The organism is Pseudoduganella lutea (assembly GCF_004209755.1).
In the GTDB taxonomy this organism is placed as follows: domain Bacteria; phylum Pseudomonadota; class Gammaproteobacteria; order Burkholderiales; family Burkholderiaceae_D; genus Rugamonas; species Rugamonas lutea.
On record NZ_CP035913.1, the window covers coordinates 1,961,297 to 1,976,235 of the forward strand.

The window sequence follows — 14,939 nt, forward strand, 5'->3', positions numbered from 1 at the left end:
GCGGGCCTTTAGAAAGAGAAATCGGACAATGTGTCCGGCATGCCGGTGTCGATCGTGGCTTGCTCGTTTTCGGCGCGTTTGACCGGGTCCCAGATTTCAAAATGCGTCACCATGCCGGAGAGCACGACTTCGCGGCCCAGCCCGGCGGCGACGCGCAGTTCCGGCGCCACGAGAATGCGCCCTGCGGAATCCATTTCCACATCGCTGGCATTGCCCAGCAAAATGCGCTGCCAGCCGCGGGCCGATATCGGCCACGAAGCGATCTGGTCACGCTTGGCTTCCCATACGGGGCGGGGATACATCAGCAGGCAGCCGTCCGGGTGCTTGGTCAGCGTAAGGCGACCTTCGCACTGGATGGCCAGTGCGTCACGATGCTTGGCGGGAATGGACATCCTGCCTTTCGCATCGAGATTGATCGCGGAAGCGCCCTGGAACACGGCTGTACTTTCTCTTCAGAACCTGGTTTTGATAAATCTGTTGTTGGTTTTGGGTGGCGCCGTTTCCGCCCCGGTATCCCACAAAACGACACTTTTTGACACAGGTGCCCACTTTAGAGGACGGCACGACAGTGGTCAAGCGATTTCCAAGTAGTAAAACTCGATTTTTACTAATGAAATTAAGGACTTAGCGCGTATCGTTCAAGCAGTCTCGCGACAGAAAACGTCGACAAATCAGGTACCTAGGCTATTTAGTGCATGTGCTACCTCATCTGCGACGCAGCATTAAACGCTGCCAAGTGGCAAAGAATAAAATTTGAGGAAAATATAACGTTACCGGAGTGCAACCGGCGCGTGGCGGATCGACAACGGTTATCAAACGGGGTTTGACACGTGGGGGTGTCGCCGTTTCCCGACACTCCATGCGCATTCATGCAGGGTTCGGGGCGTAGTAAGTGCTTCGAAGAATGATGCGTTCTAATATTATTTTTGCAAGTATATTCGATCGGGACAGATGCTATTAAATTTCCAATATATTCTTTCTAGCAACAATTTGTATAGACAACTTACTGGCTTTCCGATGATTCAAGGAACAGCAATTCCATGGGCGAGGTCGCTTTTATCATGATATGAACCTATTCAAGGGGCCACGAGATAATGCGCTCCGCAAGCGAAGTAAGCACTACGCCTCAAACCGCAGGGTGAGGTGAAATTCGTGGCGCTGCGAATGTACCTTTGTACAAGACCCTCGGCTGCGACCCACGGCGTCAGAGCGCGGCGCGATAGCGGTTATGACCTCGAAGCGGCAATGGTGGCGTGCCGCCGCAACGGAACGGTAAAGGAGAGGCCAGGCGGGACTCAGTCCACGTCCCACCCGCGCGACCGCTCCACGGCCCGCCCCCACCGCGCCAGCAGCGCGGCGCGCCGGTCTTCCGGCATGGCCGGCTCGAACCGCCGCTCGCACTGCCACTGCGCGGCGATTTCCTCCTTTGACGCCCAGAAATGCACGGCCAGGCCCGCAAGGTAGGCGGCGCCCAGTGCGGTGGTTTCCGTCACGCGCGGGCGCACGACGGGCACGCCGAGCAGGTCGGCCTGGAATTGCATCAGCAGGTCGTTGCGGGCCGCCCCGCCGTCGGCGCGCACTTCAACGACCGGGTGGGCCGCATCGCGCTGCATTGCCGTGAGCAGCTCGGCACTTTGGTAGGCAATGGCCTCCACCGCCGCGCGGGCGATGTGGGCGGCGGTGCTGCCGCGGGTGAGGCCGACGATCGTACCGCGTGCATACGGGTCCCAGTGCGGGGCGCCGAGGCCGACGAACGCGGGGACCAGCAGCACGCCGCCACTGTCCGGCACGGAGGCGGCCAGCGCTTCCACGTCGCTGGATTTCTCGATGATGCCCAGGCCGTCGCGCAGCCATTGCACGGTCGCGCCGCCCATGAACACGCTGCCTTCGAGCAGGTAGCACGGGCCATCGTGGAGCCGCCAGCCTACCGTCGACAGCAGCCGCTGGTGCGACACCACCGGATGGCTGCCCGCATGCATCAACATGAAGCACCCGGTGCCATACGTGTTCTTGACCATGCCGGGCTGGTGGCACGCCTGGCCGAACGTGGCGGCCTGCTGGTCGCCGGCGATGCCGGCCACGGGAATCGGGCTGCTGAACAGGCTCGCGTGCGTCGCACCGATCTCGCCGCTGGACGACACGATCTCCGGCAGCACCGCTTCGGGAATATCGAACAGCGCCAGCAGGTCCGCATCCCAGCGCATCAGGTGGATGTTGAACAGCATCGTGCGGGACGCGTTGCTCACGTCCGTCACATGGGCGCCGCACAGGTTGAACACGAGCCAGCTGTCGACGGTGCCGAAGCACAGTTCGCCGCGCTCGGCCCGCGCGCGGGCGCCGGGAACGTTCTCGAGCAGCCAGGCCAGCTTGGTGGCGGAAAAATAGGCGTCCAGCTCGAGGCCGGTGCAGTCGCGGATCAGGGTTGCCTTGCCGGCGGCGCGCAGCGCGTCGCACTGGTCGGCCGTGCGGCGGTCCTGCCACACGATGGCCGGCGCCACGGGGCGGCCGGTGGCGCGTTCCCACAGCACGGTGGTTTCGCGCTGGTTGGCGATGCCGATCGCACGCACCTGGGCGGGGCGCACGTTCGCTTCACGCAGCACCTGGCGCGCCACGGCAAGCTGGCTGGTCCAGATGTCGTTGGCGTCGTGCTCGACCCAGCCGGGCCGGGGGAAATGCTGGGGAAACTCCTGTGCGGCACAGCCGCCGATGCGGCCTTCGTGGTCGAACAGGATGGCGCGGGAACTGGTGGTCCCTTGATCGAGAGCCAGGATGTAGTTCTTCATCGCCGAATTAAGTGAAGCAAGCCGATAGGCCGGATTCTGTTACGGCACCGGCAAGCCGGTGCTATGACAGCCATTCCTCTAGGCGACGGATTGCTCCGCCGCTCAAGCTTTCTACCCGCACGCTCCGCGAGCAGCATCATCGCGTGCCTATTTGAAATTGCACCAGGTGGAGGTTACCGCGTTTCACCGTAACTTAATACGCTCGTCTCTGTGGCCCTATTCCTCGCCTTATACCCCGTGAGGGGCTTTCGGCGGACGGCCGTTAACCGTCACCCCGCTCTGTGGAGTCCGGACCTTCCTCCCGCCAACGCATTGCTGCGCCGGCCAGCGGCTGTCTGGCTTGCATCGGGCGCTATTGTAACCGATCCCCCGTCGGGGTTCGAAACCTGCGCCGCAAAACGGAAATCGGTGTCGCCATTTCAAAAGCCCGGCACCAGGCCGCGCTCTAGAATGCCGCATCATCCATATGAGGCCCACATGACCCATCCATCCCGTTCCGGCGGCCAGATCCTGGTCGATGCACTGCAGATCCACGGCGTCGACACCGCGTTCGGCGTGCCCGGCGAAAGCTATCTCGACGTGCTCGACGCCCTGCACGAATCGGGCATCCGCTTCGTCATCAACCGCCAGGAAGGCGGTGCCGCGTTCATGGCCGATGCCTACGGCAAGATGACGGGCAAGCCGGGCATCTGCTTCGTCACCCGTGGACCGGGCGCCACGAACGCGTCGATCGGCGTGCACACGGCTTACCAGGATTCCACGCCGATGATCCTGTTCATCGGCCAGGTCGGCGGCGATTTCATCGACCGCGAGGCCTTCCAGGAGGTGGACTACCGCCGCATGTACGGCCAGATGGCGAAGTGGGTGGCGCAGATCGACCGCGCCGAGCGCATTCCCGAGTATCTTGCCCGCGCATTCCAGGTGGCCACCAGCGGGCGCCAGGGCCCTGTCGTGCTGGCCCTGCCGGAAGACATGCTCGTCAAGCGCGCCACCGTGCCGGACACGCGCCGCTACCAGCCGGTACAGGCCAGCCCGTCGCAAGCGCAGATCGATGCGCTGCGCGCGATGCTGGCCGCGGCCAAGCGCCCCTTGCTGCTGCTGGGCGGCAGCGGCTGGACGGAACAGGCCTGCGCGGACATCGCCCGCTTCGCCGAAGCGAACCGCTTGCCGGTGGCCTGCGCGTTCCGCTACCAGGACCTGCTCGACAACGACCACCCGCACTACATCGGCGACGTGGGCATCGGCATCAATCCGAAACTCGCCGCGCGCGTGAAGGAAGCCGACGTGCTGATCGCCCTCGGCCCGCGCCTCGGTGAGATGACGACCGGCGGCTATACGGTCATCGAGGCACCGCTGCCGCGCCAGCGGCTGGTGCACATCCACGCCAGCATGGAGGAACTGGGCAGCGTCTTCCAGGCCGAGCTGATGATCGCCAGCGGCATGCCGCAGGCGGCGGCGATGCTGGCGGCCATGGCGCCGATCGACGCACCGGCGTGGGCCGGCAGCGTGGCCGAGGCAAAGGAAGAGCTGCACGCATGGCAGAAAAAGCCCGCCATCTTCCAGGATGGCCAGGCGCCGCTGGACCTGTGGCAGGTGGTGCAGGAAATCGATGCGCTGGCGCCGCACGACGTCATCATCACGAACGGTGCCGGCAACTACGCCACGTGGGCACACCGCTTCCACCGCTACGGCGGCATGCGCACGCAACTGGCGCCCACCAGCGGCGCGATGGGCTACAGCGTGCCGGCCGGCGTGGCGGCGAAGATCGTCGACCCGGCCCGCACGGTGATCACGTTCGCCGGCGACGGCGAATTCATGATGAATGGCCAGGAACTGGCCACGGCCGTGCAGTATGGCGCGGGCGTGATCGTCATCGTGTTCAACAACCGCATGTTCGGCACGATCCGCATGCACCAGGAGCGCGAGTACCCGGGGCGGGTCTCGGGCACCGATCTCGAGAATCCGGATTTCGCCGCGCTGGCGCAGGCCTACGGCGGCCATGGCGAAACCGTGGAAACCACCGCGCAGTTCGCGCCGGCCCTGCAGCGCGCCCTCGCCTTCACGCGCGACAAGAACCTGCCGGCCGTGATCGAACTGCGCTACGACGGCAACCTGATCACGCCGGGCGCCACGCTGGAAACGATCCGGGAACAGGCCGCGAAGGCAAAGGCTTCGCAGGCGAACTGAGCACTATCCCTGCGATGGCGGCGCCGGTTCCCACTTCGGCGCCGCGGGTGCTTCGGCCGGCGCCTTCTTGCCGGCCGGGCAGGCGCGGCACGCCTTGGGTTTTTGGGCGAAGTCGCGCACCTTCTGCAACGTCATCGGCACCGACTCGTCGCCGCAATAGCCGCCGTCCAGCGTCAGCGTATCGCCGCCTTTTGAAAACTTGCCGCTGAGCGTGCGCTCCGGCTCGTCCGGCGGCTGCACCGTGAAATACATCTGCCGGCCGCTCGGGTCGATGTTGACGTCGTTCGCCACCACCGGCCACGACAGCCCACCGGCCGTGTATTCATAGATCACCGTATCGACTTCGGCAAAGCGCTGCAGCGTGATGCGCTGGCCGCCGAACTCGCCACCAGGCTGCACGCACAGGTCCGAGTACACCGCCATGCCGTAGCGCGGCAGGCCGCCCTTGTCGGGCGCGGTTTTCTTCGCACCCTGCGGCGCGGCGGCGGCGGCGATGGCGCAGGCGAAAAGCAAGGGGATGGCGACGCTCGATCTTGTTTTCATTGGCAGGCGGCAAAGTGGATCTGGCGTCATTCTAACGCACGATAACGTACGAAAACGCGGACGAAAACGCGCACGAAAACGCGCACGAAAACGAGCACGAAAGCGCGCAAGAAAAGACGCGCGAAAAAAAAACCGGCCACGAAGGCCGGTTTTTGCATGCGCGTAAAGCGAATGGCTTAGAACGAGTGACGCACGCCCACGTTGAACGCGGAGTCGCCCGAACCGACTTCGGTGTTGCCACCGACGGTGAACGCTGCGCCGTTCTTGTTGTCGATCTTGGCGTACGACACATAGCCGGTCGTGCGCTTCGAGATGTCGTGCATGTAGCCGATTGCCCACTGCTTGGCATCGCGGTTCACGGCTTCGCGGTCATCCTTGTAGATGAACGAAGCGATGACCTTGCCTGCGCCAGCCACCGGCACTTGCACGCCCAGCAGGCCGTCGCGGCTGTCGCGCGATGCCGGCACGGCAACGGTCGTGTAGGCGATACCGCCGGTCACGCCGCCCACAGTGCCCTGGTTCGGGTAAGCGATGCTGTTCAGGCCCTTGCTGCGGTTGAACATGAAGTAGGCCTTGGCAACCTGGAAGTCATAGTTCACGGCCAGCAGGCTGTTGTGGCCGATGCCGCGCTCCACTGCGACCGTGGTGGCGGTCGAAGCGGTGTCGTTGTTGCGGTTGTTGTAGGCAACGCGGGCGTTCAGCGGGCCATTGGTGTACGACACGGCTGCGCTCAACTGGCGGCCGGCCGACGATTCGGACTGTTCGCCGAAGCCATAGAACACTTCACCGGAGAAGCCGTTGAAGACCGGGGTCTGGTACACGACAGCATTGCTGTTACGCACGTTGATGCCGCTGGCCGGGAACAGGTTCTTGGCCGAGCCGGACAGGCCGGCGGCGAACGGGTCACCCACTTGCACCAGGGCGTTGTACCACGGGGTGTACTGACGACCGACCGTCAGCGTGCCCGCTTCTTTCGAACGCAGGCCAACGAATGCCTGGCGGTTGAACAGCGTGTTGCTGGTGTTGTCCAGCTGGCCGTCGTCGGTCTTGTAGCCCGTTTCCAGGGTGAAGATCGCGGACAGGCCGCCACCCAGGTCTTCCGTGCCACGGAAGCCGATGCGCGATGCATTGGCGACGCCGGAGGAAACCTTGGTCACGTTGCCGTCTTTACCGCCGCGCTCGGCGACGATACCAGCGTCAACGATACCGTAGATCGTTACATTCGATTGTGCAAAGGCGGCGCTGCTCATTGCGCCCAGAACTGCAACGGAGATTAGAGTTTTTTTCATTACATTTCCTTCAGTTGTGTTGCATCTAAAAAAGTAAGGCAACGGCTAAATTCGGTCTTGCGGTGCCGGAGGCACATCGTGCGCCGGACCGCTTATTGGTGAGGGCAAACCCCGATTTGCCACTGTGCCGCGGTCCCTTGGTAAAGGTGCGGCGTTCACTTATTGTCGCGGCCGATTCAATCGCACCGTCTTGTTATCAGTGCGCCGGGCACTGGAGGCGGCACTATACTGATGGTTTGCTAATCCATCAAGAGTAAAAATACTCACGAGCTGGGCCAGGCTGGCGGCCTGATCCTGCATGCTGTGCGACGCGGCGGTCGCCTCTTCCACCAGTGCCGCGTTCTGTTGCGTGACGGCGTCCATCTGCGCAATGGCTTCGTTCACCTGCACGATGCCGGCGCTTTGCTCCTGGCCGGCCACCGTGATCTCACCCATGATGTCGGTCACGCGGCGCACGCTGACGACCACTTCCCCCATCGTGCTGCCGGCCTGGTTCACCAGCTTGGTACCCACTTCAACCTGGTCGACCGAATCGCCGATCAGTTCCTTGATCTCGCGCGCCGCCGCGGCGGAGCGCTGTGCCAGGTTGCGCACTTCCGACGCGACCACGGCGAAGCCGCGGCCCTGTTCGCCGGCACGGGCAGCTTCCACTGCCGCGTTCAATGCCAGGATATTGGTCTGGAAGGCGATACCGTCGATCACACCGGTGATATCCGAAATCTTCTTCGCCGACTCGTTGATCGCGCCCATCCGCTCGACCACCTGCGACACCACCTGGCCGCCCTGCTCCGCAATCGCCGAAGCATTCACGGCAAGCTCGTTGGCCTGGCGCGCATTATCCGAATTGTGGCGCACGGTCGACGTCAGTTCTTCCATCGATGCCGCCGTTTCTTCCAGCGAGCTGGCCTGGGCTTCGGTACGGCCCGCCAGGTCCATATTGCCCGCCACCACCTGCTGCGACGCGCTGGCGATGGTGTCGGTTGCGTGGCGCACCTGGCCAACGATCTTGGCCAGGCTGTCGCGCATCGACTTCATCGCGAACAGCAGGCTGCGGTCGTCGCCCGCACGGGTGCGCACATCCACGTTCAATTCACCTGCCGCGATCCGGCCGGCCAGCTCCACCGCGTATTGCGGTTCACCGCCCAGCGTCTTCACGAGCCAGCGGGTAATCACCAATGCAGCCAGGGAACCGAGCAGCACGGAGATGACCAGCAGGGCCGCGATCCAGGCGCGGGACGCATTGTATACCTGATCACCAAATTCTGCCGCCGCGCTGCCGCCTTCGCCGTAGTATTTAACCAACTTGTCAACCTGACCGCGCAAGGCAACGATCAATTTGTTGGATTCACCGCGAATCAGCTGCTTCGCCAATGCGGTGTCGCCAGCACGCACGGCCGCGCGCAATTTGGCGTCCTCGGCCATATAACGATCCCACAGCGCCAGGAATTCGCTGTACAGGGCCTGCTCTTCCGGTGTCTTGATCAGCGCGACGTATTCGTCCTGCATCTTCTTCAGGTCGACGAGGTCGTTGGCGATCACCTTGTCATATTTGTCCAGCTCGGATACCTGGTCCGAAATGATGTATTGCAGTTCGCGGGTCCGCACGCGGGCAACCTGCGACTTGATGTCCTGGATCACGCGCATCGCCGGCATCCAGCGCGACGAAAGGCCCCTTGCCGTCTCGTTCACCTTGGCCAGCTGGTGGATCGAAAAAATGCCGACGATAGCCGTCAGAAACAGGACTGCCGCAAAGGCGAGTCCCAGTTTGGTGGAGAGCTTGCGCTCAGTGAGCCATTTCATGTGTTCCCTCGTGAGTAAGACAGGCGAGTTGCCGTGTGGCAAAATTCTAGCGCATCGCAACATCGTTTGCGCGGATCCGTTGTCGATATGTCCAATACATATTTCGTCTGTGTCGTTTTTACGCCAGTCAAAAGTCACAAAGTATGTAACCAGGTCTCTATTGCGGACTGAGCAACTGTGTTGCAACCACGGGTTTTATACATGAAAGTTTCATTTATGAAATAATTTTTCCCTGTGTAACCCCTGGTGCGCTGCATCAAAAGCAGCTTGAACAATGACTTGCCCTACAGCAAAATGCAGCCTCTATTGCCATGTGGCAAGTAACTTCAGGGGCTTCCATGTTTTCTTCCATCGAGCAATCCGGCAGCATCGCTGTCGTGCAGACCAATTTTTCCTGGGGCGACGACCTGCCCCGCATCATCGCCATCGTCGAACGCCATTTCGACGATTTCAACGGTAACGGCTTCTATCCCCACCCCGACGAGGAAGCGCTGCAGCGCGAACTGCTGGGGGTGCCAACGCTGAGCGACTTCGCCGCGCACATGGCCAGCCGCAAGGCGCGCGGCCTTGCGATCACGGGCCTGGGCCTTGCCGGCCTTTCCGAGGCACACCGCAACGCCGTGTTGTATGCGATCGCGCTGACGCAGGGCTTTCCCACGTCGACCGACCAGCGCACGAAGCGCGTGGCCTGGGATGTGCGCGCCCGCCCCGGCAGCCAGTCGAAATTCGTCACGTTTTCCGAACGCACGGGCAATGCGGACATGCACACCGATTCCTCGTTCTACCCGATGCCGGAAGAGCAGTTCCTGCTGTACGTGGTGGCCTCGGCGCGCTGCAACGGCGGCGAATCGCTGCTGATCGACGTGGAAGATATCGTGGCCGAACTGCAGAAAACCGAAGCGGGCCGCGACGCCTATGCGCTGCTGTGCGATACGCAGGTTCCCTTCCGCGTGCCGTCGGTGTATGCCGCCGGCGACGATCAGGTCGAATTATTCTACGCACCGGTATTCCATGCCGATGGCGGAGCGATGCGGTGGCGCTACGATTCGATTGAAAAAGGACTTGCAGCCCGGCCCGATCTGGCCACTCCCGAACTGGTAGCCGCGCTACGCCTGCTCAACGAGATCGTCGAGGAGCGCGCCCCCCGCTTCGTGCGCCAGTTGCCGGACGATACGCTGCTGTGGGCCGACAACCACCGCACGCTGCACGGCCGCGCCATGTACACGGACCCGGGCCGCCACCTGATCCGCATCCGTATCTCGAGCACGCCGAACGCACACCGCGTGGGCCCGTCCGGCATTTCGGCGGACTGACCGGCACGCGCCGATATTGACCAGGCCCCCATTAGAATCGCACCATGCTTGCTTCCATCCTTCCCGTCTTCCTGATCATCCTGCTGGGCGTGGCAATCCGCCGCTTCGGCTGGATGCCGGCCGAGTTCTTCCCGTCGATGGAAAAGTTCTCGTACAACGTGGCGTTTCCCGCGATGCTGTTCGCCGGCACTGCCCGCCTGTCGTTCGAGGGCCGCGAGGTCGGCGAACTGGCGCTCGCCACGCTGCTGCCCACGTTTGTCGTGGTGATCCTGACGCTGGCGGCGCTGCTGCTGCTGCCTGCGCTGCCGGGTGCCAGCCGTTCTTCGGTCATGCAGGGCGCGATGCGCCCGAACACGTATTTCGGCCTGGCCGTGGCTGCGCTGTTCTTCCCGCCTGAAACGGCCTCGCTGGTGATGCTGGCGCTGGCGCTGTGCCTGCCCGTGGTCAACGCCCTGTCCGTGGTCGCCCTGGCCTATTGGAGCGGCAGCAAGCCGAACCTGGGCAGCGTCGGCAGGACGCTGGCGAAAAATCCGATCATCCAGGCCACGCTGGCAGGCGTGCTCGTCAGCATGTTGGGCATCGAGTTGCCGAAAGCGCTGATGAACACGCTGGACATCCTCGGCAAGGCGGCCACCGCACTGGGGCTGCTGTGCGTGGGCGGTGGCCTGGTCTTCACACTGGAGGGGGCGCGCCCCGCAGCGCTGACGGTGGCGTCGGTGCTGAAACTGCTGGTCATGCCGCTGCTGGCGGCCCAGGTATGCCTGCTGCTGGACGTGTCGCCAGAAGCGGCGCTGGCGGCGTGCTTCTATTGCGCGCTACCGACGGCGCCAAACGCCTATATCATGGCAAAACAGCTGGGGGGCGATGCCCGCCTGATGGCGTCCCTGATCACACTGCAGACGCTGCTGGCGGTGATCACCGTGCCGCTGAGCCGGCAATTCATGCCCTGGCTGGGCGCGTAACGGCCCGGCGAAACAAATTTTTTGCATGCGTTTGTCCATGACATGATTCGTGGAAGATCGTAAATAAAATGCATCCCAGCATCCTTCCTGCGCATGTCATGGACAAGCCGGGCGGGATGCAGGACAACGCTTGCCGTCCGGGGCCAGGCCTTAATTTTTCCCCAAGAAAAGGCATTAGAATGCTGCACGCCCAAAAGCAGGAATTTCCCGCGCAGATGAACAACCCGATGCCTTTTTCGCCCATGCCGTGCACGATCAGCGATGTCGAGCGCGATACCGGCGTGGCCAAGGAAACGCTGCGTGTGTGGGAACGGCGCTACGCCTTCCCGCGGCCGGAACGCGACCCGTTCGGCGAACGGCTCTATCCGGTCGAGCAGGTGCACAAGCTGCGCCTCGTCAAGCGCCTGATCGATCTGGGTTTCCGCCCGGGCAAGGTCATCGGCTATTCGGCCCAGGAACTGCAGGCCCTGGCCGAGAAAACGGCCACCGGCAGCCGGCCGCGCTCCCATGCCGCGACGGAGCTGGCGCCTTACCTGGACCTGTGCCGCACGCACGACAGCGACGCGCTGCGACGCAAGTTGTCGCAGGCGCTGCTGGTGATGGGCTTGCGCAACTTCGTCATCGACCTGATGGCCCCGCTGACCGGCGCGATCGGCGATGCGTGGGCATGCGGCGACCTCGGCGTGTGGCAGGAGCACCTGATCACGGAAACGCTGCAGATGGTGCTGCGCAGCGCGATCTTCTCGATGCCGCCGACCAACCCGCTGAGCGGCGCGCCACGCCCGCGCATCCTGCTGACGACCACGCCGCAGGAAAAGCACGGCCTGGGCCTGCTGATGTCCGAAGCGCTGATGGTGGTCGAAGGTGCGGGCTGCTATTCGCTGGGGCCGCAGACGCCGCTGCCCGACATCGTCGAGGCGGCCCGCGCGCTGCAGGTGGACGTGGTCACGCTGTCGTTCTCCACGTCGATGAATACGCGCCACGTGCTCGATGCGTTAAAGGAATTGCGGGCCCGGCTGCCGGATTCGGTCGAGCTCTGGGCTGGCGGCGGCAATGCCGCGCTGCGCCGCCGTGCCCCCTCGTTCGTGCAAGTGCTGACGCTGCCGGACGTGGCCCAGGCGCTGGCCGACTGGCGCAACGGGCAGCGTGTTTCCACGGTTGCCTGAAACGCGCCTGGCAGGGACCAGGCGCATTGGGCGTGCAAAACCCGTGCAATCCCCGTGAAATACGGGAAATACCCTTTCAACAAGGTTTCGGGGGCGCTCTGGTAGAATAGCCGGCGCAAGAAACCATTCTCAGCGTGTTACCGGTCCAATACCGGCTGCCCCCACGACACATGTTCAGCTTCTTCAAGAAAAAAACCGTCACGCCCGACGTGCCGCCGGCCGCACCTGCGGACCAGGCGCCCGCACCGGCCCCCACACCGGCTCCCGCTTCGCCTGCCGCTCCCGCGCCGCTTGCTTTCGACGTCGAAACGGCGCCGCGCCCCGAACCGAAACAATCCTGGATGAACCGGCTGAAGGCCGGGCTGTCGAAAACATCCGCCAACCTGTCGCTGCTGTTCGTTGGCGCGCGCATCGACGACGACCTGTACGAAGAACTGGAAGCGGCGCTGCTGATGGCCGACGCCGGCATCGATGCCACCGACTACCTGCTCGAGGCACTGAAGCGCAAGGTCAAGGAGGACAAGCTGACCGATGCCGCGGCCGTCAAGGTGGCGCTGAAGGCATTGATGATCGACCTGCTGCGCCCGCTCGAGAAACCTTTCATGCTGGGCCGGCACCAGCCGACGGTGATGATGATTTCCGGTGTTAACGGTGCCGGCAAGACCACCACGATCGGCAAGCTCGCCAAGCACATGCAGGCGCATGGCCAGTCCGTGCTGCTGGCCGCCGGCGACACGTTCCGCGCCGCCGCCCGCGAGCAGCTGATGGTCTGGGGCCAGCGCAACAACGTGACCGTGGTGTCGCAGGAATCGGGCGATCCGGCCGCCGTGTCGTATGACGCGGTACAGTCCGGCAAGGCGAAAGGCACCAATGTCGTCATGATCGACACGGCCGGCCGCCTGCCGACCCAGCTGCACCTGATGAACGAACTGCAGAAGATCAAGCGTGTGATCGCCAAGGGCATGGACGATGCACCGCACGAAACGCTGCTCGTCATCGATGGCAACACGGGCCAGAACGCCCTGACCCAGGTCAAGGCATTCGACGATGCGCTGCAGCTCACGGGCCTGATCATCACCAAGCTGGACGGTACAGCCAAGGGTGGCGTGCTGGCCGCGATCGCGCGCGTGCGCCCGGTGCCCGTGTACTTCATCGGCATCGGCGAAAAGATCGAGGACCTGCAACCGTTCGACGCCGAGGAATTCGTCGAAGCCCTGCTCGGCTGAGGGCGCAAGAAAAAAGCGGCCATGATCGAATTCGTCAACGTCACCAAGCAATACACTTCCGAAACCACCGCGCTGCGCGGCGTCACGCTGACGGTCGCCAAGGGCGAGCTCGTCTACCTGGCGGGCCCGTCCGGCGCCGGCAAGTCCACGCTGCTCAAGCTGATCGCGGCGATGGAGCGCCCCACGTCCGGCCAGGTAACCGTGAACGGCACCGACATCGGCCGCCTGAAAAGTGCCGGCGTGCCCTTCCTGCGCCGCAACCTGGGCCTGATCTTCCAGCAGCAGCGGCTGCTGACCGACCGCACCGTGCTGGCCAACGTGATGATGCCGATGCTGGTCACGGGCCTGCCCCGCAGCCAGGCGGAAGAGCGCGCCCGCGCGGCGCTGGACAAGGTGGGCTTGCTGAGCCGTGCGTCGGCCAGTCCGCTTGCGCTGTCCGGCGGCGAGCAGCAGCGCGTGTCGATCGCCCGGGCGATCGTCAACCGGCCGCAGATCATCCTGGCCGACGAACCGACGGCAAACCTGGACCGTGCCAGTGCGAACAAGGTGTTCGATGCGCTGCGCGCGTTCAACAAGGCCGGTGTCACCTGCCTGATCTCCACCCACGACGAGCTGGTGCTGGACAGCGCCAGCCGCGTGATCCAGCTGCAGCACGGCGAACTGCTGGCGGAGGCCGCATGAGCGTGTGGCTGCGTCAACATGGCTATGCGCTGGGCTCGGCGCTGGTGCACCTGCGCCGCGCGCCGGGTTCCTTCTTCTTCAATATCCTGGTCGTGGCGATCGCGCTGGCACTGCCCTTTGCCGGCGTGACGGTGCTCGACAATATCCGGCCGATGTCCGAACAGATGGCCGTCGATCCGGAACTGTCCGTGTTCCTGAAGCAGGACTTGCCGCGCGAGCACACGCAGGGCATGGCCGGCGCGCTGCGCGCGGCTGCGAAGGATGCCCGGATCGTGTTCGTGCCGCGTGAAAAAGCGCTCGAGGAATTGCAGGAAAAGAATGGCGTGGCCGGCGTGATCGATACGCTGGGCGAAAATCCGCTGCCGGACAGTTATATCGTTCGGCTCAACGCATTCCAGAGTGCGGCCGAGAGCGCCCACGTCGACCAGATCGCCGACCGGCTTCGCGCCATTCCCGGCGTGGAATCGGTGCAGGTCGATTCGGCATGGGTCAAGCGGCTGGCTGCGCTGCTGGGCGTGCTGCGCGTGGGCCTGCTGTTGCTGGCGGCCACGCTCGGCACCGTTGTCGTGGCCGTCGTGTTCAACACGATCCGGCTGCAGGTGCTCACGCAGCGCGAGGAAATCCTCGTGACGCGGCTGATCGGCGCCACCGACACGTATATCCAGCGCCCGTTCTATTACACGGGTGCGTTGCTGGGGCTGTGCTCGGGTGTCGTCGCGCTGGGCGCGGTTGCCCTGTCGCTGCAACCGCTGAACAAGGCGATCGCCGAGTTCGCCCGGCTGTACGCGTCGGAATTCCAGCTGGCACCGCTCGAACCGCTGGCCATGGCGCTGTTGCTGGCGCTGTCCGCCGGCCTGGGGCTCGTCGGCGCGGCATTGTCGGTACGCCGGCAATTGAAGCGGCTGGCCTGACGCCCCTTTATCGGGGCTTGTTTCGATAAGGTTCGCCCCTTGCAATGGGGCGGACCGCCCTTATCTGTTTGTTCACAC

At 63.8% G+C, this 14,939-nt stretch carries 12 protein-coding genes and 1 other RNA gene; 7 read left to right on the forward strand and 6 right to left on the reverse strand.

All coding sequences use genetic code 11. The features are described from left to right. Positions 1–8: 8 nt before the first annotated feature. The 3 genes from mraZ to rnpB form a co-directional block, all read right to left on the reverse strand. Positions 9–437, reverse strand: a complete 429-nt coding sequence (gene mraZ / locus EWM63_RS08160) for a division/cell wall cluster transcriptional repressor MraZ (protein ID WP_130186080.1) — start codon at positions 435–437, stop codon at positions 9–11. Positions 438–1,295: 858 nt separating this feature from the next. Further along, positions 1,296–2,783, reverse strand: a complete 1,488-nt coding sequence (gene glpK, locus EWM63_RS08165; protein WP_130186081.1) for a glycerol kinase GlpK — start codon at positions 2,781–2,783, stop codon at positions 1,296–1,298. 9 nt (positions 2,784–2,792) lie between these two features. Further along, an RNA gene (gene rnpB / locus EWM63_RS08170) (RNase P RNA component class A) lies at positions 2,793–3,130 on the reverse strand. Positions 3,131–3,260: 130 nt separating this feature from the next. Here rnpB and EWM63_RS08175 point away from each other — a divergent pair. Continuing rightward, on the forward strand, positions 3,261–4,970 hold the full coding sequence (locus EWM63_RS08175; RefSeq protein ID WP_130186082.1) for a thiamine pyrophosphate-binding protein: 1,710 nt from the start codon (positions 3,261–3,263) through the stop codon (positions 4,968–4,970). Between the two features lie 3 nt (positions 4,971–4,973). On the opposite strand, the gene EWM63_RS08180 is transcribed toward EWM63_RS08175, so the two are convergent. The 3 genes from EWM63_RS08180 to EWM63_RS32925 form a co-directional block, all read right to left on the reverse strand. Then, positions 4,974–5,513 carry a hypothetical protein gene (locus EWM63_RS08180; protein ID WP_130186083.1) on the reverse strand — a complete coding sequence of 180 codons (540 nt, stop codon included), beginning with the start codon at positions 5,511–5,513 and terminating at the stop codon, positions 4,974–4,976. A 176-nt stretch (positions 5,514–5,689) separates the two neighbouring features. Further along, positions 5,690–6,802, reverse strand: coding sequence for a porin (locus EWM63_RS08185; protein WP_130186084.1), 1,113 nt, complete (start codon positions 6,800–6,802; stop codon positions 5,690–5,692). Positions 6,803–6,961: 159 nt separating this feature from the next. Continuing rightward, on the reverse strand, positions 6,962–8,740 hold the full coding sequence (locus tag EWM63_RS32925; protein ID WP_307720842.1) for a methyl-accepting chemotaxis protein: 1,779 nt from the start codon (positions 8,738–8,740) through the stop codon (positions 6,962–6,964). Positions 8,741–8,940: 200 nt separating this feature from the next. On the opposite strand from EWM63_RS32925, the gene EWM63_RS08195 reads away from it, so the two are divergent. From EWM63_RS08195 to ftsX, 6 genes are all read left to right on the forward strand, one after another. Further along, positions 8,941–9,915 (forward strand): TauD/TfdA family dioxygenase, encoded by a 975-nt coding sequence (locus EWM63_RS08195; protein WP_165390782.1) that lies wholly within the window; start codon positions 8,941–8,943, stop codon positions 9,913–9,915. A 44-nt stretch (positions 9,916–9,959) separates the two neighbouring features. Continuing rightward, entirely contained in the window at positions 9,960–10,877 is a 918-nt protein-coding gene (locus EWM63_RS08200) for an AEC family transporter (protein WP_130186086.1), read from the forward strand. Positions 10,878–11,056: 179 nt separating this feature from the next. Beyond that, positions 11,057–12,043 (forward strand): MerR family transcriptional regulator, encoded by a 987-nt coding sequence (locus EWM63_RS08205; protein WP_229487804.1) that lies wholly within the window; start codon positions 11,057–11,059, stop codon positions 12,041–12,043. Positions 12,044–12,213: 170 nt separating this feature from the next. Next, positions 12,214–13,269, forward strand: a complete 1,056-nt coding sequence (ftsY, locus tag EWM63_RS08210) for a signal recognition particle-docking protein FtsY (RefSeq protein WP_130186087.1) — start codon at positions 12,214–12,216, stop codon at positions 13,267–13,269. 21 nt (positions 13,270–13,290) lie between these two features. Continuing rightward, the gene (locus EWM63_RS08215) at positions 13,291–13,950 is read left to right on the forward strand and encodes a cell division ATP-binding protein FtsE (RefSeq protein ID WP_130186088.1); all 660 of its coding nucleotides are present in this window, start codon (positions 13,291–13,293) and stop codon (positions 13,948–13,950) included. Further along, positions 13,947–14,861: a permease-like cell division protein FtsX gene (gene ftsX / locus EWM63_RS08220; protein ID WP_130186089.1), complete on the forward strand. Its 915-nt coding sequence runs from the start codon at positions 13,947–13,949 to the stop codon at positions 14,859–14,861. The genes EWM63_RS08215 and ftsX overlap by 4 nt, the downstream gene beginning before the upstream one ends. The last annotated feature ends 78 nt before the right edge of the window (positions 14,862–14,939 follow it).